Origin of the sequence: Sciscionella sediminilitoris (assembly GCF_000737195.2) — a bacterium.
Taxonomy (GTDB): Bacteria; Actinomycetota; Actinomycetes; order Mycobacteriales; family Pseudonocardiaceae; genus Sciscionella; species Sciscionella sediminilitoris.
In genome coordinates this window covers 32,909-54,824 of the sequence record NZ_JALM01000034.1, presented here as the reverse complement: position 1 = coordinate 54,824, position 21,916 = coordinate 32,909, and the positions used below count along the sequence as shown (strand labels likewise).

Below are 21,916 nucleotides of genomic sequence, written 5' to 3'. Positions count from 1 at the left end.
CACTCGGGAAACCTGGTGAATGCCGCCGCATTTCAGCCATTGCGTGATCATTTTCGCAGCGACACCGGGCACGACGACAACAGGCCGTAGGACGCACGAATCGCTCCGGGACACCACCGCCGGGCGGCCATGGCGCATCGACCGAGGTCGGATGTACCGGATTCCGGTTGCTTGTAGCTTCCGTCATGGCAAACACGGCGGTGAACAGTCGCCGCCGGAAGGAGTTGCCGGAATGACGACCAGGTCCTGACCAAAGGAGCAACAATTGAAGAAACCATATTTCCGCGCACTCCTCGGCGCGACCGTGGTGAGCGCCTTCGCCGCGATGGCGACACCGGCCGTGGCGCAGACCGCCACCGGACCCGCGAACCCCGCTGCCGGACCACCGTCCGGCGCTGCCTGCTCCTTGAACGGCTGGGCGCAGGCATGTTTTGTACCCGCCGGCGATGTCGTCTGGGTCAGGGACGCGCGGAAGGACGGCCACCATGCCGACGTCCATTTCTGGTGGGGCAGTAAACCATGGAAGCCCGCACAGACTTGTCACGACCAGCTTGGCAAGAAGGCGGGATGGACATACTGCTCCGGGTTTCCCGGATGATTCCGGAGAATACCGAGATCACACTTTGGCCCATGGAGGTGAAGAGTAACGAGAGCGTCGTTTCCGGTAGTGGCGGATCACAAATCCATTCATCGACCAGTTGAATCCACGTGGCAGCGGAGGAATCCAGCATGTACAAGACCTTTGCAACGATCGGCTGCGCGGCCGCTTTGGCCCTGATCGCGCCAGGTACCGCCGTCGCGGGAACGGCTCCCGCCGTGTCCGAGCTCGGTGCCGTGAGCTCGGCAAGTGGCCCACCGGCCGGCGCTCCGTGCTCGGTCGGCGCGAGAGTGGTCACGTGCTACGTCGCCCATGGAGACATCTTCTGGGTGAAAGACAAGAAGGCGGACGGTTACCACGTCGACGCAGTCTGGTCGCTGAACGGAAGCGGCGGAACCCATTGTCACGACCGTCTCGGCGCCAGGGCCGGTTGGACCTACTGTGACTTTTCCAAGAAAATTCCGGAACACCGCCATCTGGTCTTTCGCGGACTCGTCATGGACGGCAAGGACGACCCCGTCGGCAATGGCACCTCGGGCCCGGAAGTCCAGGCTTCGACAAGCTGACCAGAACAGCTCGACGGCGTACTGGGCGAACCAGCCCTTGTTAACTCCTTGTTTGTGCCACCCGACGGTGCGTTGCCCTGATTGAACCAGCTGATTTAATCAGGGCAACGGAGCTCGCTGGCTGGACAGCCCGGAAGGGATCGACGTGGAAACAACGTCAAGCACTATGGCACCGTAGCGAGAACCGTTTACGTGCCCGTGGCCTGGCCGGCTGCTTGAAAAAGATTGATAACCGCGACAGGAACAAATACAAACGCCCACCACTTGACGGACTTCAAACAAGTGTCCCTCAGCCACTGCGCACTGCGCGAATAGATCCCTGCGCTCGTGGCCGCCCATGCAAGCACAAACCCCAGCGTCGACAGGTACTGCATCGTAGTTTGCACCATTCCGCCCGCCATGATCGACGCTATCGTCAATGCGATCGCCACAAATGCCGTAACCACAGCAAACCGGGTTGCTTGTACGGTTATATCCAAGCCTTTCGCAATCGGCGAATTCTCCGACACGACGGGAGCACTGGAGTCAGACTTGCCTGGATTCGCCAACCTGGCATCGCGAATTCTTTTCACCAGATCCCGAGCTGCATCTGGCAATAATTTCACAACATCGAAGAAAGGCCGTGCGAAACCTCGTTTATAGAGTACCGTAGCACCAGCAGGTCTTAACCGAATGGTACCCACTCCACGTTCCTGTCGATCGAATACCTCACCTTTCCGATTCACTGTTTGCCAGCGCCTCAGCTCGGGGTTCACATGATGGCCGAAGTTGTAATATACAGGCCGATTGTGATGATGACATCGCTTCCATTCACCCGCAACCAAGTTCCGGCACGCCACTCGTCGACTAGTTACCGGATAGTCACAATGAACCAGCCATACCCGACCTCGCCAGAACCAGAGCAAAACCGTTATAACAGTCACGTAAATCGGAAAAAGTCCACCCACCCATAATGGCCATGGAACTGCCGACACGGAATTCAATCGGTCAGCGATCCACTGTAAGGTCGACGGCAATAGCGACAAGTAATCATTCATATCAGCACCCCCTTGGGCCAATAACCAACCTAAGAGGACAGCGTCGCAACGAGGTATCCGCCATCAGGGCGAAAATAAACATACCCTGTCGGACGCTTTCGGTGCAGCCAGAGTCATGATAGCGCCCGGCTTCACCCGGCGTCGCAGTCACCGAACATTCAACACCGCGACACCGATGCCTGGACGATCAAGCTATCCACACTACCGCGTATTCTGTAACCGTCCCTAGCGATCGATCTGTTGCATCAGCATCGACTCCGGCCACGCAGCACCTGGCCCTGAATCTATACGCCGCCGGCACACCCGGTAAGACCACCGATACCCGCGTCGCGTCTTCTGCCTGCCGATCTCAGCCACCAACGGCTAGGTTCGCACCAGCGCGCAACGCCGAACATCGTTTGGTCGAGGCCATTGACCTTGAAGCGGCAGTAGCATTGAATCGTCAATTCTTCACCCACGTGGGCGATATGGTGTCGGTGGAATCCATTCCCATCCGTGGATTTCACCATGTCCCATAGTCGGCCGACCAAGCACGTTCGAGTCCACCCTGGGATCGTGCTCATCGATAGCCGCAGACAAAACGGTCACCCGGCCGACCCGATCACGTCCCGCTGCCGGATTGACGGGCTACTAGGCCTCCATCGTCAGGTGCGTTCGGAAGAATTCGCCGACCTTGCGCCAGAAATAGCCGTCGTGGACGGCGTCGTATCCGTGCATCTGCCCCGGCAGCACGACGAACTCGTGCGTTTTCCCGGCCCGGATCAGCGCCTCGCTCATCTTGATGCTGTCGGACCAGGTGGCATGGTCGATCGTCCCGCAGACGAGCATGAATTCCGCCGCCAGTTTCCCGGCAAGCGGGTACAGTTCAGCTTTTCGATACGCATCGGCCTCCTCCTGGGGAAAGCCGAGATAACACTCGTAGAGCACCGAGGAATACGGGTCGAATCCCGGCGCGGAAGACACCGCGGCGGCGTAGACATCGGGCCGTTCCGCGGCGAGCCGGAACGCGGAGTACCCGCCCCAGCTGTGCCCGATGACTCCGGCTTTCACCTCGGAGAGGAAGGCATGCCGCGATTTCAGCTGCTCGACAACGGCGGCGTGATCGGGCACCAGGCCGCCGGCCCAGTCGCGATACACCACGTCGTGGAACGCCTTCGAGCGCTCCGGAGTACCTCGTCCGTCGACCACGAACGTCACATATCCCAGTTGTGCCAGCGCCTGCGGGGTCCTGGCGAACGAATTGTCGAACGAATGCGGAGCAACCGCGATCTGCGGGCCGCCGTAAACGTATTCGACAAGCGGGTATTTCCCGTTCTCGTCGAAGTCGGCCGGGAAAAACAGGGTCCCCCACAGTTCGGTTTCCCCATCGGCGGCAGTGGCGGTGAATTCCTGCGGCGGGGTCCATTCCAGGCGCGAGGTGTCCGGCGCCGAGAGCTCGCACCGCAATGAACCGTCCGGTGCGCGCAGTACGCTGCGCGGAGCTTCGGCGGGCGTCGACCAGGTGTCCACGAAGGCTGCACCACCGGGTGCGAACATCATTTCGTGCACCCCTGGCTGGTCCGACAGCTCCTCGACCGGGCCTCCGGCCAGCGGTACCCGCGCGAGGTGCAGATCGTAGGGCCGTTCCTGGTCCGAGTGCGCGGTGAAGTAGGCGTACTCCCCGTCGATCCGGTGCACATAGTCGACCGGCCACTCCCCTTCGGTGAGCGGGCCGAGCGTGCCGGTCTCGAAATCGTAGCGATACAGGTGTTTCCAGCCGGAGCGCTCGGACAACCACAGCAGCCGGGTGCCGTCCGGAGTCAGGAAGAGGCCGATCTTCCTGCCGAAGTACACATCGTGGTGGATGCGCAGGAATGTCTCGGACTCCTCACTGAACAACGAGCGGGTCGCACCGGTTTTCGTGTCGGCGAGCAGCACCTCGGCCCGTCGGCAGTCCCGGCTCAGCTGGAACACCACCAGCTGGTCACCGCTGGGCAGCCAGGCCGCGTGCACCGGATAGGTGTCGGTGGTCTCGCCGAGATCCAGCCACACCGGTGCCCGGCCGTAGATGTCGAGCACCACCAAGGCGGTGCGCTCGAGTCGCCCGCCGGCCTGAGCGTGGTAGCGGTGCACCACTTCGTCTTCGCGTTTGAGGTTGTGCACCTGCGGCGAACGGTGCACGCCGCGGTTGTCGACCCGGTACGCGGCCAGGCGCGAGCCGTCCGGCGACCAGTTGCACACCGGGGTGGCCAGGCCCAGCGCCGCCAGCTGCGGATCCACCAGGTCGAAGCGGTACTCGCGTTCGGGGGTCCCGTCGGTGGTCAGCGCGGCCGTCCGATTGTCGGCCGCCGAGCGCAGGAGGATATTGCCTCCGGCGGCCGAGACGAACATGGTGCCGTCCGGGGATGCCAGTTCCCGCGCCTTGACCGGATCCACCAGCGGCATGCTGCGCAGGAATTCCTGTGGGGTCAGCCGGACGCTGTGCGCGAGTCCGTAGTAGCGATCCAGCGGGCGCTCCGCGGCCACCCGGGTGACCGCGCCGCTGTCCAGTTCGATGAGTACCGGAATCTCCCCGACGACCGTGGACACCGTGCGCGGACCGGCGAAACCGATGTGCTCGAACGGCAGTCCGCGCCCCGGCGGGGTCTGACCGGTCGCTTCCCGGATCGCTTCGCGCAATGCCTCGACATCGGCGAACAGCGGCCGGTTTTCGCCGGTGCGCAAGTCGACGAGACGGCCGGTACGATTCTGTGGAGTTCCCTCCAGAAACGCCAATGCCGTGCCGTCCGGCGACCAGGCAGGCAGTATCGCGCCGCCGGTGACCAGGTCCCCCAGCCCCTCGGCGAATCGATCGAATCCGGTATGGCCAGTAGTCATCGGAAATCGCTCCTCTGCGGTCGGATGATGCGCCGGGATCGGATCAGGCTGGGAAGGTGGCCGGAATGGTCGCGACCTTCCGGCCGAGCGCGAACTGCGGGCCGACGGCGGTCATGAAGGACTCGAGGTCACCATCGGCGGTCAGCCCGTCGTCCGCCTGTTCGCCGTTCTTGGTGCACGCGAAGGCCGTCAAGGCAACCCGCCAGTCGCCGCGGAGCCACACATCCGCGGCGGGCGCGGGAACGAGTGCGAACGCCAGGCCATCCGGACCGAGCCGCAACTGCCAGTACACGATCGCACCGTCGTCCGGGCCGTCGGTGAGTTCATAGGCGAGCACGTCATCCCGGGACAGTTCCCGTGCCGCCGCGAGCACTTCCTCGGAGCCGGCACGCAGGTCGTTCATCGCATCGACATGGTCCTGGGACATGAATTCCACGGCAGCCTCCGTTCGATCACGAGGTATTGTCGCCGTGCCCTCGGCCACAGCGCATCCGACGATTGCCGACCGTCCGATCCCGGGCAAGCGACAAACGTCGAAGGCGAACCGCGGCGGTTCAGGCGCTGGCGGCCATGCCTTCCGCGGCTCGTTGCCTGGCGGCCGCCCGTGCGGCCCGCGCGAACCCGGTCCGGGTCGTGCCAAGGCTGCGCGGATGCCAAGCGAGCACCAGCATGGTGCCGGGATCATCGGCTACGGGGACCGCGGTCACTCCCGGGCCGAGCCGGCGCATGATGCTTTCACCGACCACCGTGATGAGCTTGCCGAGTGCCACGAGGTCGACGGTCTCGTCGAGCGCGGGAGACGGCGGGCATTGCTGGTAGGTGGCTTCCCGGCGAAGTTCGCCGAGCTGCACGGCGGGATGCGCAGCCAGCCGGTGCCCGGACGCCAGCAGGGCGACCGAACGCTCGGGCGCCAAGTCCTCGCTGTGCAGCCCGCTGAGGTCATCGGTGCCGCACAGCAGTCCGATGTCGGCGGTCCCGTCGCGCAGCGCACCCGCCTGGTTGTCCGTGAACACGATCTCGGTCGGTACCGCCCCATTCTGCCCGGCGTAAACCTCCATGACATCGGCGAGCAGGCCCGTGGCCGTACCCGGCCGCACCGCCACGACGAGCCGATCGTCGCGCGCGGCTTGCCGGGCCCGCTGTGCGGCGACGTCGACCGCATCCAGAACGGCGCGCGCATCCGTCAGGAACACCGCACCGGCCGGGGTGAGCTCGACCCTGCGGCTGGTCCGGCGCAGGAGTTCCACCCCGAGACGACGTTCGAGCCGGGAAATCGCCCTGGACAAGGGCGGCTGGCTGATCCCGAGCCGCTCCGCGGCCTTACCGAAGTGCATCTCCTCGGCGAGGGTGACGAAGTAGTCCAACTCCCGGGTCTCCAAGCGATCCATACCTTCAGGGTAACGATCGAGAACAGAACGATCATGGCTCCGGCGCCGCGCCGGTGTTGGACTCGAAGAGTCACCGAAGCACACAGCGATGGAGAGAAGATGAGCACGATCCCCACGGCTGCCGGAACCATCGACTCCGGCCAGCTCGGCAACACTCTCGTGCACGAGCACGTGTTCAGCCTCGGCGAGGAGTACCGCCTCAACTACGACCGGGAATGGGACGAGGAGGAGAAGGTCGCCCAGGCGGTCTCGGACCTCAACGGGCTCAAGGCACTGGGCATCGACTCGATCCTGGACCCCACCGTTCTCGGGCTCGGCCGCTACATCCCGCGGATCCAGACCGTGGCACAGCAGACCGAGCTCAACATCGTCGTCGCGACCGGCCTGTACACCTTCAACGAACTGCCGCCCCAGTTCAGCTACCGCGGGCCCGGCGAGATCCTCGACGTGCCGGAACCTCTGACCGAACTGTTCATCAAGGACATCACCGAGGGCATCGGCGACACCGGGGTGCGCGCCGCCTTCCTCAAATGCGCCATCGACCAGCCAGGACTGACCTGGGGCGTGGAGCGCACGATGCGAGCGGTGGCCCAGGCCAGTGCCGAGACCGGGGCGCCGATCACCGTGCACACCCACGCCAGCTCCGAAACGGGCCTGGTGGCCCAGAAGCTGTTGCTCGAAGAGGGCGCCGACCCGGCCAGGATCGTCATCGGGCACTCCGGTGACACCACCGACCTCGACTACCTCACCAAACTCGCCGACAACGGTTCACTACTGGGTATGGACCGCTTCGGCATCGACAAGTTCCTCCCCTTCGAGCAGCGAGTCGCGACCGTGGTGGAACTGGTCCGCCGTGGCTACACCGACAGCATCGTGATCTCCCACGACGCCTCCTGCTACATCGACTTCTTCGAAGACCCGACGGTGTTCGGGGAGAACTGGAACTACCGGCACATCAGCGAGGATGTCCTGCCCGCACTGCGCGAGGCCGGTGTCGGCGAGGACGACATCGACACGATCCTGGTCAAGAACCCCCGCCGCTACTTCGAACAGGGAAGCTGACGACCATGACCGAGCTGCACGGCACCTCCGTGCCCCGTTTCGACGCCGTGCGTGCCGCATTCCGGCGAAACCTCGACTCCGGTGCGGAGCTTGGGGCCTCCCTGGTCGTCGACATCGACGGTGAGCGCCTTGTCGACCTCTGGGGCGGTTTCCGCGACTCCGCCCGCACGATCGCCTGGGACGAGCACACCATCACCAACGTGTGGTCGACGACGAAGACGGTCGCCAGCCTCGCCGCGCTCATCCTCGTGGACCGTGGTGAGCTCGATCTCTACGCGCCGGTCGCCCACTACTGGCCCGAGTTCGCCGCACACGGTAAGCACGACGTCGAGGTCCGCCACCTGCTCTCGCACACCTCCGGCGTCTCCGGCCTCGAGCAGCCGGCCGCGCTCGAGGACCTCTACGACACGCGGGAAGCAGCCGCGCGCATGGCTGCGCAAGCCCCTTGGTGGACGCCCGGCACGGCATCGGGCTACCACCTGCTCAACTTCGGGCACCTGGTCGGTGAACTCGTGCACCGCATCACCGGCCGCTCGCTGCGAGATTTCGTCGCCCAGGAGATCACCGGTCCGCTGGGCGCCGATTTCCAGATCGGGGCAGCCGAGCGGGACTGGCACCGGATCGCCGAGGTCGTCGCCCCTCCCCCGGCTCCGTTCGACTTGGAGGCAGCGGGGAAGGACAGTCCCGCCTACAAGACCCTGACCGGGCCCGCGCTCACCGCGGACACCGCCAACACCCCGGCTTGGCGCACCGCCGACCTCGGCGCGGCGAACGGCCACGGTAACGCCCGCTCCGTTGCCCGCATCCTCTCCGTGCTCACCCGTGGCGGCGAAGTGGACGGCATCCGGCTGTTCAGCGAGAAAACGATCGATCTGATCTTCGAGGTGCAGGCGGACGGCATCGATGTCGTGAACGGACTCGCGCTGCGCTGGGGCATCGGATACGCGCTGCCCCAGCCGGACACCATCCCCTGGATTCCGGACGGGCGTATCTGTTTCTGGGGTGGCTGGGGCGGCTCGATGATCATCATGGACCTCGACAGGCGGATGACCATCGCTTACATGATGAACAGAATGGCGCCCGGGCTCCTCGGTTCCGATCGCAGCGCCGCCTATGTGCGGGCCGTCTACGACGTTTTCGGTCGTGGCACGGCGTCCGGTACCGCCGAGCTCAGCGTCCGGGGGCGATCCCGGAGTCAGTGAACACGTCCTCGGGGTCGTACGCGTAGATCCATCCGTTCGCCACCAACGGATCCTGCTCGGCGAAGGCGGCATCGCGGGCGCGCTGCTCCGGACCGTCCGGCAGGTGGTTGACGTGCGAACGGCCGTGGCTGACGGCCTGTATCCGGGTGGTTCGCGGGATGCGGAGCTCCTCGTAACGCCGGAACGCGCCGGCAGGGTCCTGGAGGCCGCTGGCGAGGCAGCGCGCCAGCACCGCGCCGTCCTCGATCGACTGGGCCGCCCCCTGGGCGAAGAACGGAAACATCGGGTGCGCGGCATCGCCGAGCAGCGTCGCGCTGCCCGCGGACCATCGGTCCAGCGGAGCACGGTCGAGCAAGGCCCAGCGGCCCGGAGTGCCCGCGGCACGGATCAGCTCGATCACCCGATGGTCCCAGCCGTCGAACTCGCCGAGGAACCCTTCGACCGTCCCGGTCGCGGTCCAGGACTCGACCCGGTAGTCGCCCGCGGGGGCTATTCCGACCAGGTTGACGTAGTTCCCCGCCGAGATCGGGTAGTGCACCAGATGGTGCCCGGGGCCGATCCACAAGGTCTGGGCAGGCCGTCGAGCGAAAGCCGGCGCCCGGGCGTCCGGAACGAGCGCGCGGAAGGCACACAGACCGGAGTACGTCGCGGATCCGGCACCGACGAGAGCGCCCCGGACCACGGAGTGCACTCCGTCCGCCCCGATCACGACGTCGGCTTCGGTGACGCCGCCGTCCGCGAAGCGGATCCGCCAGCCGGCGCCCGCCGGTTCGAGGCCAGTGCACGTGTGCCCGAGTTCGATCAGATCGGCAGGCACCCGGGACCGGATCGCGGTGACCACGTCGGCCCGGTGCGCGGTGTAGGTGTGCTCGCCGTAGAGCCGCGCACAAGCATTCGCGAGGTTCTCCGAAGAGAGCACCGTCCCGTCCGCCCAGCGACGGAACTGCCAGCCGATCTCGAGCCGGACCAGCTGCGGGCGCAGCCGCTCGAACGCACCGAGCCTGCGCAGCAGCCGTCCGGCATTCGGCGCGATCACGAGACCGGCGCCGACATCGGTCAGTCGTGCGGCCTGCTCGTAGACAGTGGCCGGGATCCCCTCCCGGTGCAGGAAGGCCGCGACGGCGAGCCCGCCGATGCCGCCGCCCACGATCGCGATCCGGGGCAGTTCGCTCGTACGGGCAGTCATTCGTCTGTCCCTCCCACACCGCGCGGCTCATCCCGCCCCCAGGCGCGACCGGCGTTCGCCATGGTCCGCTCCCCCGGCCATGGTGTCCACCAGCTGCGCACTGACGGGTGACCGCGGCCGGAGCGGTCAGAACGTCGCGATCGGGTTGACCGGGCTACCGGATGTACCGGCGAAGCGGACCGGCGCCACCGCGAGGTGGAACTCCCACTGGCCGAGTTCCACGGCCGTTTGCGCACACGCTTCCAGGTCACAGTTGTCGAGCAGCCACAGCCCCATCGCGACCAGGCTCACGGCGTGCACCGGCATCAGCACATCGTCGTACCCGGACGGCTGGACATCCTGGGGCGTGTCGGCACCGATCAGCGCGACTTCCCTGTCGTGCAGCCACGGCAGGCAGGACGCGTGCCATCCGGCCTGGGTGACGCCACTGCTCGCCCCGGCCTCGTGCCGGAAGCGGCCGTAGCCGGTCCGCAGCAGTACCGCATCGCCGGATCGCACCCGCACGCCCTGGCGACGCTCGGCTTCCTCGAGATCCTCGGGGAACACGCCCTGCCCCGGTTCCAACCACGGGACCCCGCGGACGGCCGCGATGTCCAGCAGCACCCCACGGGTGACGATCCCGTTCGCCGCCGCCGTGACCGCTGCCCACGCCGACCCCGTCGTCGCGTCGACGAGCGAGTGCGACCGTCCGTTGTACATCTCGCCGTCCCAGAAGATATGGCACGGCGAGTCGATATGCGTGATGGTGTTGCCGTGGAACAGGATGCCGAGCCGCTCGTTCGAAAAGCCCCAGCGCCGATCGTTGCGGAATCCGGCCACCGGCATGTTCTCGGCTCCCGGCATGTCCGCGGCACACGGGCAGGCCGTCGTCGACCGCTCCATCTCCTCGGGAACGGCGATCTCCCACGCGCACGACACACTCCTGCCGTGCCGCACGGCCCGCGCCGCGGCCAGCCGAACCTCCTCGCTGACGTGGTTCAGTGTGCCGAGCTCATCGTCGCCACCCCACCGTCCCCAGTTCGACAACGTGCCGAAATAGCCGAGCACCTCGTCCTGTGTGGGCATCGGTCGCTCTGCTGTCATCCCAGCATCAACTCCTCCAGTCGCGCGGCCCGCGCAGCCACAGCCGGTCGGACCAGCACGACAGTATCCGGTCCCGGTCCGACGTGGCGGCTTTCACGGTGCCGGGGCGTCGAAGATCGCGCGTACCGCTGCTTCGTCGCCCTCGATCTCGACCGGCCGCGGGGCGCCGTCGAGATCGAGCACGCCCGCCGCCAGTCCGAGCACGACCGCGCCGTCAGCGCGCAGCACGGCGTCCAGCTCGCCGCCCTCGTGCGGGTGCACCTCGATGCCCGAACGCGTCGACCGCAGCTGGAAAAGGCGATCCTCGACCGCGATCCCCACCGATACCGACCGGCGAGGGGGCGGCCTGCCGTCGAGCAGCGCCCGCAGGGGCAGGACCAGCCACTCGGCGCGGAAGTGGTCCTCGCCCGGACCACACACCATCAGTGGGGTGGACCAGCGGATAAGGCCTTCGATCGGCTCGCGCAGCCCGGCACCCCACGTGGTGAGTGCGTACCGGACGGCGTTGTCGTCCTCGGCCAGTCGCCGCTCGATCACGCCCGCGGTCTCGAGCTCGCGGAGGCGATCGGTGAGCAGGTTCGTGGCTACGCCCGGAAGCCCGTCGAGCAGTTCGCGGTAGCGGGCGGGAGCGATCAGCAGCTGCCGGACGATGAGCAGATTCCACCTATCGCCGACGACATCCAGGGCCCGGGCGAGGCCACAGTACTGGCCATAGCTTCGACTCATGCCCACTACTTTACAATCTCAAGTCCACTTGATAAGCCTGTCATCGGCACAACCGTCACCTCGGACACGCCCGGAACGGGAGCGTATCGATGACCGAGACCTCGCCCTCCGGACAGGACACGGATTCCCTGGGCCGGGCTCGTGCGGCACTGCGCGAACTCGTCCCCGACCTCGTCACGCTCGTACGCGGCATACCGGACGCCGGTTCGGCCGCGGTCGGCACCTGGACGGTGAGCGATGTCGCGGCTCACCTGTCCCATTCCTTTCGTGCCGATGCCGACGCCATCGCGGGAAAGCCTGTCCCGCAAGCGATCGTGACGAAGAAGGGAATAGCCGAGGCCACCGCGAAGCTGCTCGCCGAGGACGGTGAACGGGACCCGGCCGTCCTCGCGGATCGCATCGGCACGCTGGCCGGGGAGTTCGACGAGATCGCGGCGCGTTCTCCGGCAGCCATCGTGGATTGGCTGCAGGGTACCCGTCTGCCACCGTCGGCAGTGGCCGGTCATCTGCTCACCGAATGCCTCATCCACGGCCATGACATCGCCACAGCCACCGGGCGCCCGTGGCGGATACGGCGGCACCAGGCACTGCTCGGGCTCGAGGTCTTCCTGTTGCCACTGATCGCGGCGCTGCCACCGACCGCTTTCGTGAATCAGGAGAAGGCCGGATCCTTCCGGGCGCGTGTCGAACTTCGCCTGCGCGGCGGAGCACGCACGACCATGGTTCTCGACCGCGGTTCGCTCACCCTCGAGCCCGGGTGCCGCCGGGAGGTCGACGCCCACATCTGCGCCGACCCTGCGGCGCTCATGCTCACGCTCATCGGCAGGCACGGCATCGGGAAACCAGTCCTCGAAGGGAAACTCGCCGCTTGGGGAATCCGGCCGTGGAAGCTCCGCCGCATGCTCGCCATCCTGAGCCTCCCGTGACCGCCCTCCCGTCGCGGAGCGGATGCGGGGCGCACTACGACACCGGGAACAGCTCCCGGTAGAAGTCGTCGCCGCGGAATCCGGCGGTGTGGTGCGGGGAATCCCACTCCAGTGCCACGGCCTCGCCTCCGTCGGCGGGCCGGAGTTCCCCGGACAGGCGGTAATCGGGGTGCACGCCGTCATCGCTGAGGGTCCAGGTGAAGGTCAGCGGGATACGGTCCCCGGGGTACACCGCGATCCCTTCCTGGGAGATCGGAGCATAGAGCGGCGGCCAGTTGGTGAGCTGCTTGACGGAGTCGATGGGCTCGCCGGTTTCGTCCACCCAGAGCCGCACGCCGAGCGCGAACCCGTGCAGCACGCCCTCCGAGGTCACCTCCAGTTCGAGGTGATCGGTGCCGGACCGGGCCAGCTCGCCGTTGAACTCGAGGGGTTCCACCTCCGCCTGACCGGAAAGCAGCGTCTCCTCGGTGATCCCGAAAATGCACATGCGTACGTCGAACGGCCGCCCGACATCGGTGAAGATGTTCTCCAGCCACCCTTCGCTGATCTCGACGAGCGCGGGCCGGCACGGACTGGGCAGCCGGTTCAGGTCCACCGCGGCGACCGTGCTCGCGCTGCGGTGCGGGATGAACAGGCCGCCGGGCTTGAGAAACCGCTTCCGGGCATCGTGCAGCACCTCTGCGACACCCTCGGAACTGCTGATCGTGCCGATGATCTCGGAGACGCACAGGTCCACCGGTTCGGGCAGGGACAGCTCGGTGGACAAGCCCTCCAGGATCGTCACGCGATCGGTGAATCCGGCCCGTTCCACGGCGGCCCGCGCCAGTTCCGCGGATTCCGGCATCACTTCCATCGCATAGACGTGCCGCGCACCGGACCGGACGCTCTCGATCGCCCAGATGGCGTCCGCGCCGGTACCGATGTCCAGCACTGTCTTTCCGGGAGCGAGCCGCTGCACGGCGGTCCGGTACCACTCGGTCCGGAGCTCGTCCTCGATCATGTACTCGTAGAGCGTGCTGTCGAAAACGGGGTATTCGCCGACCGAGGGGAACATGAAGAAGCCCGCTTCCTCCCAATCCCGGTAGACGGCGACACCGATTTCCTCGGCACCGGCTTTGAGGGTCCTGACGATCCTGTCCTGCATCGATTCCCCATTCCTCGGCCCGGATCTCGGAGGCGTTCCGGCGATGTGCTCCATCGTGCCCCGCGCGGTGCGCACCCGGGCTCCGGTCGAGCGGATTTCGGCAGGATGCTCGTTTTCCCGCCGCGGCCGGGGCCGCGGCGGGATCGTCAACGCGTGGAGGAGTCGTAACCACTCCGGTCTTCGCGGTCCTTGTTCGAATCCCCGCTCTTGGTCGAGCCGGGCCCGAAGAAGAACCACGCCACCACGACGATGGCCAGGATCACCAGTGCCGCCCAATACGGGTGCCCGAACGCCTCGCCGACGCTGGTCGGCACGAACCACCCCTGCAGCGCGATCATGACGAGCAGGCAGACCGCGGCGATGATCGCGGCGAACAGCAACCGGAACCATTCGGCCCACAGCGACTGGCTGTATTCCTTGGAGCCCTTGACCGGCTTGGTCGGCCTCGGGCCGTCCGCGAATCGGTACCGGAACCAGGCGTCGGCGCGCCGGATGATCGAGTGCCCGAACGCCACGGTGAAACCGAGATACATCGACGCCAGCGCGTGCGCCGCGGTGGGCGGTGCCCCGCGCACGACATCCACCGCTACCAGGATGACCAGACCGAGGTCGACGAGCGGGACACCGGCGAGGATGACCGAGCTCAGGCGCTGGGCCTTGACCAGATAGCGGACCGCGAGGCCGCCGACCAGGAGCACCCAGAAGGCGACCTCGGCCACCACGATCGCGGCGATCACGAGGTCACCTCCGGGGCCAGCAGCTCCAGCTGCCGATCGAGGATCTGCCGCATCTGTTCGTCACTCAGCAGTTCCGGGGCGGTCAGCCGCCGCAGTACGAGGCCGTCCATCACGACCGCCAGTTCGCGGGCGGCCGCACGGCGGTCGAAGTCCGCGCCGACCGCGCCCGCCTCCAGCAGATAGTCGAAGCAGTACACATAGAAGTCCTCCAGTTCCCGATGACCGCACCGCGCCGCCTCGCCGAGCGGCTGATGCACGACCGCCTTGACGATGAACTGCAGATGCGCGTGGAAATCCGCGGTGCTCTCCTCCGTGGTCGGCAGCACCTGCAGCAGCGCCGACCGGACCCGTTCCCGGGCCAGTGCCGGGGACAGGCCGGTGCCGGAACCGGTTTCCCCGGTGACGAGCACGTCCCCGACCCGCGCGGTGATCCGGCGGCCCAGCTCCTCCATGGCGAACACGTGCAGTTCGTCCTGCGTGGTGAAGAAGTGCCGCACGGAACCCGTGGACAGGCCAGCCTCGGCCGCCACCGCACGCACCGACGCCGCCTCGAGCCCGTCCTTGCGCAGCAACCGCCAAACCGCGTCGGCGAGCAGCTGCCGCCGCGCCTCACCATCGATCGTCCGAACCACGCTATTCAAATTAGCACAGGTGTGATAGTTTGGTTCGTGACGCGCCCCACCTGCACAACGCGCCGAGGGACCCACCCGGGAACTGACTGTCCACAACGAACACTCGAGCGGTCTCCGCTACCAGCGACACCGACCATCGTCAAGCCATCCGACGGTTTCTGGCACCGTCCTGGTCCGTAGTGGCAAGCAGCCACTCTCGGTCCGCAGACGTTGTCCCGGCGCCGTGGGACCCGGCATCGTGGAATCGTCTTCGCAGGCTGCAGGCAGGGCGGTATTCCATGCGCTTCGAACTTCTCGGTCCCTTCGACATCGTCCACAACGGGCGCCCGGTGGTGCTCAGAGGATCCACCCAGCGAGCCGTACTCGCCTACCTGCTGCTGCACCACAACGAAGTGGTGGCGACGAGCTCCCTGCTTTCCGCGCTCTGGCCGGAGCAGATCCCGGCCACGGCACGCAAGATGGTGCAGAACGCGGTCTCCGGGCTGCGCTCGACGCTCGCGGCGGGCACGAATCCCGGTGAGCAGGAACCGATGCTGCTCACCCACGCGCCCGGTTATCTGCTGCGGATCGACGACGAGCAGCTCGACCTCGCCCGGTTCCGCCGACTCTCGGCCGCGGGCCGTGGCGCGCGGGACAACGGGGACACCGAGGGCGCCGTCTCGGCCATGACCGAGGCGCTCGCGCTCTGGCGCGGCCGCATGCTGGCCGATCTCGCCGAGGCGGGCGTGAACTGGCCCGAGCTGGGCACGCTCGAGGATGAGCGGCTTGCGCTGCACGAAGACCTGTTCGCCCTGGAGCTCGACCGCGGCAGGCACCGCGAGGTGCTCAGCGCACTGCAGGAGCAGGCGACGGCGAACCCCAACCGCGAGCGGCTCAACGCCCAGCTGATGACCGCGCTCTACCGGTGCGGACGGGCGGTCGACGCGCTCGAGGTCTTCCGCGCCACCCGGGCGAGCCTCACCGATGAGCTCGGCCTCGAGCCGGGCCGCGAACTCCGGGAACTCGAACGCGCGATCCTGCAGCACGACGAGGCGGTGCTCGATCGCACTCCTCCGGCCGAAGCCGATCCGCAGCCGATGGCCGCGGTCGTCCCGGCATCCCCCATGGTCCCGGTGCCCGCGCCCGAACTCGCGGAGGAACCGGGCGATACCGGGGAGGAACGCCCCGACTTCTGGCTGCCGCGGGAAACCGAGGCCGAACGCAAACCGGTTGTCGCGGTCGGGATCGCCGCCGCGACCTCCGACGACCCCGAGGAGGCCGGCGAGGTGCTTGCCCGGCTCTGGGCCGTGGTCGAGGAAGAGGCCGCCACCGAGGACGCCCGGTTGCCCGGCATGCACGGCCCCGTTCTGCTCGCGGTGTACGGGCTTCCGCGCACCCGCGAGGATGACGCCGTCCGGGCGGTGCGCACCGCGCTGCGGATCCGGGACCGGCTCACCGAATCGGGAATCGCCGTGCAGGTGAGCGTCGAAACCGGGGACGTGCTCACCACGCCCTCGGCGATCGGTGAGGAATCGGTCACCGGTCCCGTGCTCGACCGGTGTGTCCGGTCCACGCTCAGCGCACCGGAGGGCCGGGTTCGCGTCGTGGAGGCGGTCCGTGAGGCAAGCGAACCCGAGGTCGGCTACACCGCCACCGAACAGGACGGCCGGTGGGAGGCCTGTCTGCTGCGGCCCCGTCCGGCGCCCGAACCACCGGACACCCTCACGTTCGCCGGTCGCGAGCACGAGCTCGAACTGCTGCACCAGTTCCTGGGTTTCGTCGAGCGCGGCGGCCATCCGCACCGGGTGACCCTGCGCGGCGAGCCCGGTATCGGCAAGACGCGCCTGCTCATCGAGTTCCGCCAGCTTCTCGAGGAATACCCGCGGATCCGGGTGCTCGACGTGGCCGGTGATCTGCTCGCCGCATTCGCCTCGGCCCCGGGCTTGCTGCCCGCTACGATGGCCGGGCTGCGCGGCGGAGACGGCGGACCCGCGCTCCGTGCCGCCGCGACCGAACTGACCGCCAACGGACCGCTGGTCGTGCTTGCCGACGATGTCCAGGACGCGGAGCTGCGCACGAGGCTGTCCTGGCTGGGCGAAGCCTGCGCGGGGCTCCCGGTCCTGATCCTCACCGCCGAACGCCCCGATCCACTCGACGTACCGCCGCAAACGGTCACCGGGCAGACGACCATCGTGCTGGCGCCCCTGGCCGACAAGGCGGTGGCCAAACTGCTCGACGTGCTGCTGCCGAACACGAACCGGCTGGCCCGGACCCGGCACGAGCTGATCACCCGGATCGGCGGCAATCCGCGGTTCGCGCAGGTGTACGCGCGAGCGGTGCACGACCGGACGACGCTGTCTCCGGCCCTCGGGCACACGGCACCTCCGACCCCGGCGGCCATCCGCCGCACACTCGCCGCGTTGCTGGACAGCCTGGCTCCCGCGGAGAAGAGCGTGCTCAAGGCGGCCACACTGACCGGCGAGTTCTTCGACGCGGACGAGGTGACCGAGGTCTGCGGCCGGGACCGGGCCGAGGTTGCCATGGCGCTGGGTTCCCTTGCCGCGCAAGGCCTTCTCGAACATGCCGGGCACGGATTCGCCTTCCGCTGGGCGCCGCTGCGCGAACTGGCCTATCAGCGAATCCCGCGTTCCGCGAGCACCGAACTGGTGCGGCGCTTCTCCGGCGGCCGCACCGCGCGCACCGAGATCCCCGCCTGAACACCCGAAACCGCCGGGGTGGGCGGTCCACCCCGGCGGCGATCAGTCCGGTTCAGCCTTCCTTGGCTTTCAACGTGTCCAGGCCGTACTTCGCCGGGGCGGCCTCGTGCCGGGAGGTGAACGGACACTTCCAGTCCGGCTCGGTCATCCGCCCGGCGTAGTGCCGGGAGGGCATCTCGTATTCGTAGGTCGTGAAACTCGGATTCACCGAACCGTTGTTGTTCCTCTCCCGCTTGCGGATGGCGTCCTGCATCGAGAAGAACTTCTCCCCGAGCAGCATGAACTGCATGAGGGAGTTGAACGCGATCGCCGGGCGCACGAACCGGCGGCTGGCTCTGGACGCTCCGGGGTGCATGCCCACCAGGAAGAAGGCGTGGCCCGCCACGTGGAAACCGAAATGCGGCTCGTCCGGATCCGAGGTGGCGCCGTCGTCGAGCCCGTAACTACGGCTGTCGATATCGTGCATCAGCTGCAGGTGCCGCCAGAGCAACCGCTCGAACTCGCGCTCCTCCAGCACCTGCCCGGGAGTCTCGAAGGTCGCCACGAAGGTGCGGAAGCTCTTGTCCGAAAGGGTCGGGCGGATATCCCGGGCATAACCGAGCAGTTCCCGGTAATTGGCGCGGGCCGAATCCGGCTCCCCCAGCGCCGGGTAGTGCCCGTGCTGGATCGTGCCTTTCTTGAGTGCCGAACGGGCACCGAGACAGCTGAATTCCTTGGTCTGGATGAATTCCTCGAGTTCGGCTCGGGCATCGGTGGTCATGAGGCAACCCCTTCGTCTCGGGCTCTGTTCGATGGCCGGTCGGAACGCGCACGTGGCGCCGTGGTGGGCTCGGGAAACGCCATCGTGCTCAGCGCCCCAACTTCAGCCGGACGGTGTGCAGCAATTCCGGAACCCTGTTCTCGAGGTAGAAATGCCCGCCGGGGTAGAGGAACAGTTCCGGATCGCTGCCCACTTCCAGCCACGCCGCGAGCTCCTCGGTGTCGGCGCGCGGATCGTGATCGCCACCGAACACGGTCAACGGCACCGGAAGCACCGCGCCCGGCCGGTGCCGATAGGTCTCGTTGACCGCGAGGTCGGCGCGCAGCAGTGGCAGGAACATCGAGAGCAGCGCCGGTTCCCGGCGCAGCACTTCCGGCAGCCCGCCGAGCGCGTCCAGTTCGGCGGTGAGCCGGTCGTCGGGAAGCGCGCGCAGCGGCGGACGGTTGTCCGGAAGCTGCGGTGCGGCCCTGCCCGACACGAACAGGTGCCGCGGCGGGCGGGCACCGCGTTCCACGAGCCGGCGGGTGATCAGGTAGGCGGCGAGGGCGCCCACACTGTGCCCGAAAAACGCGTAGTCTCCGGTGAACGCCTCAGCCAGGCCGTCCAGTGCATCGTCCGCCAAGGACTCGACGTTCTCGTGCGGGCGTTCCCGGCCGCGCTCGGCCCGGCCGGGCGGTTGCACCGGGAGCACGGCGAGCCCGTCCCCCGCCTCGGCCTGCCAGTCGCGGTACACCAGCGCGCTCCCGCCGGCATGCGGGAAGCAGAACAGTTTGGTCGCCCCGGTCTCCGGCAGCCCGCCCGGCAGCCAGGGGTGTTGCGGCGCGGCCGTCACCGCACGTCCACGGTCAGATAACCGGGAGGCGGCTGGATCCGGGTCAGATCCGACTCCAGTACCAGTCGGTCGCCGTCCCGGGAGAGTTCGCGGAATCCGGCGAACGCGTAGGTCACGTACATGACCCGATTGCGGCCGGTCTCCACGAAGTCGGCGCGCAGCGTGGCGCCGTCGGCCTTGGCCAGCCCCATGATGTGGTTGAGCAGCACGGTGCCGACCCCGCGGGACATCACCCGGCAGGACATCAGCATCATCCGCAGGTGCCAGGCCGGTGAGCCGCGCTCGACGAGGGCCAGCCCGATCTTGCCGTATCCGCCGTACTTGTCCGACAGCGATGCCACCAGCAACACATGATCGGGCGAGTCGCGCAGCTCGTCCAGCTCGTCGTAGGAGTAGACCCGCCCGGTCGAATTCAGCTGATTGGTGCGCACCGTCAGCTCTTCGGCCCGCTGCAGGTCCTCCCGCTGCGCCCGGCTGATCGTGAACGTCATGTCCAGTGTGGACAGGAATTCCTCGTCGGTGCCCTGGTACTCCTGCTCCACCCGGTCCCGTTCGGCGGCGGCGCGGTAGAGCTGGCGGCGGATCCGCGATTCGTCGGTGACGAACCGGGGCCGGAACTCCTCCCCCGCGAGTACCTGTTCGAACTCGGCGGCATCGACGGTCGTCACCGAGGGCAGCGCGTGCGCCACCTCGTCCAGCTCGAACTGCTGATCGTCGACGAACGCGATCGCGTCCAGGCCGAGATTGAGCGCTTCGGCAACCCGTTGCACAGAACCGGATTTGGGATTCCAGTTGATCTGCGGATACAGGAAGTACTCCGCGAGCCCCGCGGCCCGCAGTCGCTCCATCGCCGCGTCGTGGTCATTGCGGCTGGCCACCGAATGCAGCACGCCCAGCTCGTCGAGCCGCTTGATCTCGGCGACCACCTCCGGCCGGACGGTCACTTCCCCGTCCTCCAGCAGCGTGCCCTGCCACAGCGTGTTGTCCAGATCCCAGACGACGCATTTGATCCGGCCCCTGCCGGGTTTCCGCGACGTGCCGGGCTCGGTTTCCGTGCTCGTCATCGCGCCACCTCTCGATACGCTTCATCGGCGATGGTCAGCTCCTGGATCTGGGTGCTGCCCTCGATGATTTCCATGACCTTCGCGTCCCGGTACAGCCGCGCGACCGGATACTCCGGACCGCATCCGTTCGCACCGTGGATCTGCACGGCATCGGAGGCGGCCCGGGCCGCGGCGGTGGACGCGAAGTACTTGGCCACCCAGGTGGCCATGATCGTCGCCGGATCTCCGGCATCCTTGAGTCGCCCGGCCTCCGCGCACAACAGCCGCGCCGCGTTGCGCGCGGTGACCATCTCGCTGATCTTCGCCCGGATCTGCGGCTGCTCCCGCAACAGGCCACCGCCGGCGCGACGGTGCGAGGTGTAGGCGGCCGAGGCGTCCATGGCGGCCCGGATGATGCCGACCGAACCGCTGGCGACGCTGTACCGGCCGAGATCGAGGGCACCGGTCATCACCGTGCCCGCCGCCCAGCCGGGCGGGCCGAGCAGCGCGTCCGGGCCCAGCCGCACGTGGTCGAACTCGATCGCGGCGAGCATGCTCGCGGCGGTGCCCAGCACCTGCGCGACCGGGCTGATCCGTACACCGGGATGGTCGGCCGGTACGAGGAACGCGCTCATCCCGTTCTCCGTATCGGCGAACACCAGCAGCACCCCGGCCCGTTGCCCGCCGGTGATCCACTTCTTGGCGCCGCTGAGCACCCAGCCGTCGTTCTCGGCGACCGCCGTGGTGCCCGCCGCCGTGGCATCGCTGCCGCTGTACTCGGGTTCGGTCAGGCAGAACGCGCCCAGGGTCTCGCCGCTGGCGAGTGCGGGCAGCCAGCGCTCGCCCTGCTCGGCGGAACCCCAGCGCTGCACGCTCGCGGTGACCATGGTGTGCACCGTCAGCAGGCTGCGCAGCGAGGAGCAGCCGCGGCCGATCTCCTCGTGTATCCGGCCGAGGGTGACCATGTCCAGCCCGGCACCGCCGGACTCGGCGGGCAGAAACGGGCCCCACAGCCCGAGTCCGCCCAGCCGCTGCCGCACTTCCGCGGGAATCTCCTCGGCCCGCTCCCACTCGCCCGCGTACGGGGCGACCTCCTCGTCCACGAACCGCGCGACCGTGGCGAGTTCGGGTGCGGCCGCGCGGGTCCCGGCGGTCATGTCACCGCCCCGCTCTTGGCCGCCTCCGCACGGCGCTGCACGAGCTCGGCCATCAGCACCACGGTGCGGAAGTTCTCCAGCCGCAGCTCCTCGTTCGGGATCTTCGTGCCGAAGGTCTTCTCGATGAACATGACCAGTTCCATCGCGAACAGGGAATTCACGAAACCCAGCGCGAAAATGTCCTCGTCGTCGGTGAACGACATTCCGGGAAATTTCGCGGCGATGAAATCACGAATGTCGTCGCGCACATCCTGCGCCATGGGGAACCTCTTTCCTGTGGAATCG

The 21,916-nt window shown here is 67.4% G+C and carries 21 protein-coding genes; 6 read left to right on the top strand and 15 right to left on the bottom strand.

The window, feature by feature from the left end; genetic code table 11:
• The first annotated feature begins 265 nt into the window (after positions 1 to 265).
• Together AD72_RS36610 and AD72_RS15420 are read left to right on the top strand one after the other, a co-directional pair.
• Entirely contained in the window at positions 266 to 598 is a 333-nt protein-coding gene (locus tag AD72_RS36610; protein WP_156365215.1) for a hypothetical protein, read from the top strand.
• Between the two features lie 131 nt (positions 599 to 729).
• Positions 730 to 1,164, top strand: coding sequence for a hypothetical protein (locus AD72_RS15420; protein ID WP_051898646.1), 435 nt, complete (start codon positions 730 to 732; stop codon positions 1,162 to 1,164).
• A 188-nt stretch (positions 1,165 to 1,352) separates the two neighbouring features.
• On the opposite strand, the gene AD72_RS36605 is transcribed toward AD72_RS15420, so the two are convergent.
• The 4 genes from AD72_RS36605 to AD72_RS15400 all read right to left on the bottom strand — a co-directional run bounded on the left by AD72_RS36605 (position 1,353) and on the right by AD72_RS15400 (position 6,445).
• On the bottom strand, positions 1,353 to 1,769 hold the full coding sequence (locus AD72_RS36605; RefSeq protein WP_156365214.1) for a hypothetical protein: 417 nt from the start codon (positions 1,767 to 1,769) through the stop codon (positions 1,353 to 1,355).
• A 1,062-nt stretch (positions 1,770 to 2,831) separates the two neighbouring features.
• The gene (locus AD72_RS15410; protein ID WP_031467202.1) at positions 2,832 to 5,057 is read right to left on the bottom strand and encodes a S9 family peptidase; all 2,226 of its coding nucleotides are present in this window, start codon (positions 5,055 to 5,057) and stop codon (positions 2,832 to 2,834) included.
• Between the two features lie 43 nt (positions 5,058 to 5,100).
• Positions 5,101 to 5,484: a hypothetical protein gene (locus AD72_RS15405; protein WP_231644852.1), complete on the bottom strand. Its 384-nt coding sequence runs from the start codon at positions 5,482 to 5,484 to the stop codon at positions 5,101 to 5,103.
• Positions 5,485 to 5,611: 127 nt separating this feature from the next.
• The gene (locus tag AD72_RS15400; RefSeq protein WP_051898645.1) at positions 5,612 to 6,445 is read right to left on the bottom strand and encodes a LysR family transcriptional regulator; all 834 of its coding nucleotides are present in this window, start codon (positions 6,443 to 6,445) and stop codon (positions 5,612 to 5,614) included.
• A gap of 99 nt (positions 6,446 to 6,544) precedes the next feature.
• Between AD72_RS15400 and AD72_RS15395 the strand changes: the two genes are divergently transcribed.
• Together AD72_RS15395 and AD72_RS15390 are read left to right on the top strand one after the other, a co-directional pair.
• Positions 6,545 to 7,507 carry a phosphotriesterase family protein gene (locus AD72_RS15395; protein ID WP_031467199.1) on the top strand — a complete coding sequence of 321 codons (963 nt, stop codon included), beginning with the start codon at positions 6,545 to 6,547 and terminating at the stop codon, positions 7,505 to 7,507.
• A gap of 5 nt (positions 7,508 to 7,512) precedes the next feature.
• Positions 7,513 to 8,709 carry a serine hydrolase domain-containing protein gene (locus AD72_RS15390; protein WP_051898644.1) on the top strand — a complete coding sequence of 399 codons (1,197 nt, stop codon included), beginning with the start codon at positions 7,513 to 7,515 and terminating at the stop codon, positions 8,707 to 8,709.
• On the opposite strand, the gene AD72_RS15385 is transcribed toward AD72_RS15390, so the two are convergent.
• The 3 genes from AD72_RS15385 to AD72_RS15375 form a co-directional block, all read right to left on the bottom strand.
• A complete protein-coding gene (locus AD72_RS15385; RefSeq protein ID WP_037345980.1) occupies positions 8,678 to 9,895 on the bottom strand; it encodes an FAD-dependent monooxygenase in 1,218 nt (405 codons plus the stop codon). The genes AD72_RS15390 and AD72_RS15385 overlap by 32 nt on opposite strands.
• Positions 9,896 to 10,021: 126 nt before the next feature.
• Complete coding sequence (locus tag AD72_RS15380) at positions 10,022 to 10,978, bottom strand: cyclase family protein (RefSeq protein WP_231644844.1); 957 nt, start codon at positions 10,976 to 10,978, stop codon at positions 10,022 to 10,024.
• A 93-nt stretch (positions 10,979 to 11,071) separates the two neighbouring features.
• Positions 11,072 to 11,704: a winged helix-turn-helix transcriptional regulator gene (locus tag AD72_RS15375; protein WP_031467195.1), complete on the bottom strand. Its 633-nt coding sequence runs from the start codon at positions 11,702 to 11,704 to the stop codon at positions 11,072 to 11,074.
• A gap of 89 nt (positions 11,705 to 11,793) precedes the next feature.
• On the opposite strand from AD72_RS15375, the gene AD72_RS15370 reads away from it, so the two are divergent.
• Positions 11,794 to 12,630, top strand: coding sequence for a maleylpyruvate isomerase N-terminal domain-containing protein (locus AD72_RS15370; RefSeq protein WP_031467194.1), 837 nt, complete (start codon positions 11,794 to 11,796; stop codon positions 12,628 to 12,630).
• 34 nt (positions 12,631 to 12,664) lie between these two features.
• On the opposite strand, the gene AD72_RS15365 is transcribed toward AD72_RS15370, so the two are convergent.
• From AD72_RS15365 to AD72_RS37185, 3 genes are all read right to left on the bottom strand, one after another.
• Positions 12,665 to 13,774, bottom strand: coding sequence for a 50S ribosomal protein L11 methyltransferase (locus AD72_RS15365; protein WP_051898660.1), 1,110 nt, complete (start codon positions 13,772 to 13,774; stop codon positions 12,665 to 12,667).
• Positions 13,775 to 13,920: 146 nt separating this feature from the next.
• The gene (locus AD72_RS15360; RefSeq protein WP_051898643.1) at positions 13,921 to 14,511 is read right to left on the bottom strand and encodes a hypothetical protein; all 591 of its coding nucleotides are present in this window, start codon (positions 14,509 to 14,511) and stop codon (positions 13,921 to 13,923) included.
• Complete coding sequence (locus tag AD72_RS37185) at positions 14,508 to 15,143, bottom strand: TetR/AcrR family transcriptional regulator (RefSeq protein WP_051898642.1); 636 nt, start codon at positions 15,141 to 15,143, stop codon at positions 14,508 to 14,510. The genes AD72_RS15360 and AD72_RS37185 overlap by 4 nt, the downstream gene beginning before the upstream one ends.
• Before the next feature lie 278 nt (positions 15,144 to 15,421).
• Here AD72_RS37185 and AD72_RS15350 point away from each other — a divergent pair, with 278 nt between their 5' ends.
• Positions 15,422 to 17,839: an ATP-binding protein gene (locus AD72_RS15350; protein WP_037345977.1), complete on the top strand. Its 2,418-nt coding sequence runs from the start codon at positions 15,422 to 15,424 to the stop codon at positions 17,837 to 17,839.
• Between the two features lie 52 nt (positions 17,840 to 17,891).
• On the opposite strand, the gene gntA is transcribed toward AD72_RS15350, so the two are convergent.
• The 5 genes from gntA to AD72_RS15325 form a co-directional block, all read right to left on the bottom strand.
• Complete coding sequence (gntA, locus tag AD72_RS15345; RefSeq protein WP_031467189.1) at positions 17,892 to 18,599, bottom strand: guanitoxin biosynthesis heme-dependent pre-guanitoxin N-hydroxylase GntA; 708 nt, start codon at positions 18,597 to 18,599, stop codon at positions 17,892 to 17,894.
• An 88-nt stretch (positions 18,600 to 18,687) separates the two neighbouring features.
• Positions 18,688 to 19,431: a thioesterase II family protein gene (locus tag AD72_RS15340; protein WP_037345973.1), complete on the bottom strand. Its 744-nt coding sequence runs from the start codon at positions 19,429 to 19,431 to the stop codon at positions 18,688 to 18,690.
• Complete coding sequence (locus tag AD72_RS15335) at positions 19,428 to 20,495, bottom strand: HAD-IIIC family phosphatase (protein WP_031467187.1); 1,068 nt, start codon at positions 20,493 to 20,495, stop codon at positions 19,428 to 19,430. Before AD72_RS15335 ends, AD72_RS15340 begins: the two co-directional genes overlap by 4 nt.
• On the bottom strand, positions 20,492 to 21,631 hold the full coding sequence (locus AD72_RS15330; protein WP_031467186.1) for an acyl-CoA dehydrogenase family protein: 1,140 nt from the start codon (positions 21,629 to 21,631) through the stop codon (positions 20,492 to 20,494). The genes AD72_RS15335 and AD72_RS15330 overlap by 4 nt, the downstream gene beginning before the upstream one ends.
• Entirely contained in the window at positions 21,628 to 21,891 is a 264-nt protein-coding gene (locus AD72_RS15325; protein WP_031467185.1) for an acyl carrier protein, read from the bottom strand. Before AD72_RS15325 ends, AD72_RS15330 begins: the two co-directional genes overlap by 4 nt.
• Positions 21,892 to 21,916: the final 25 nt, after the last annotated feature.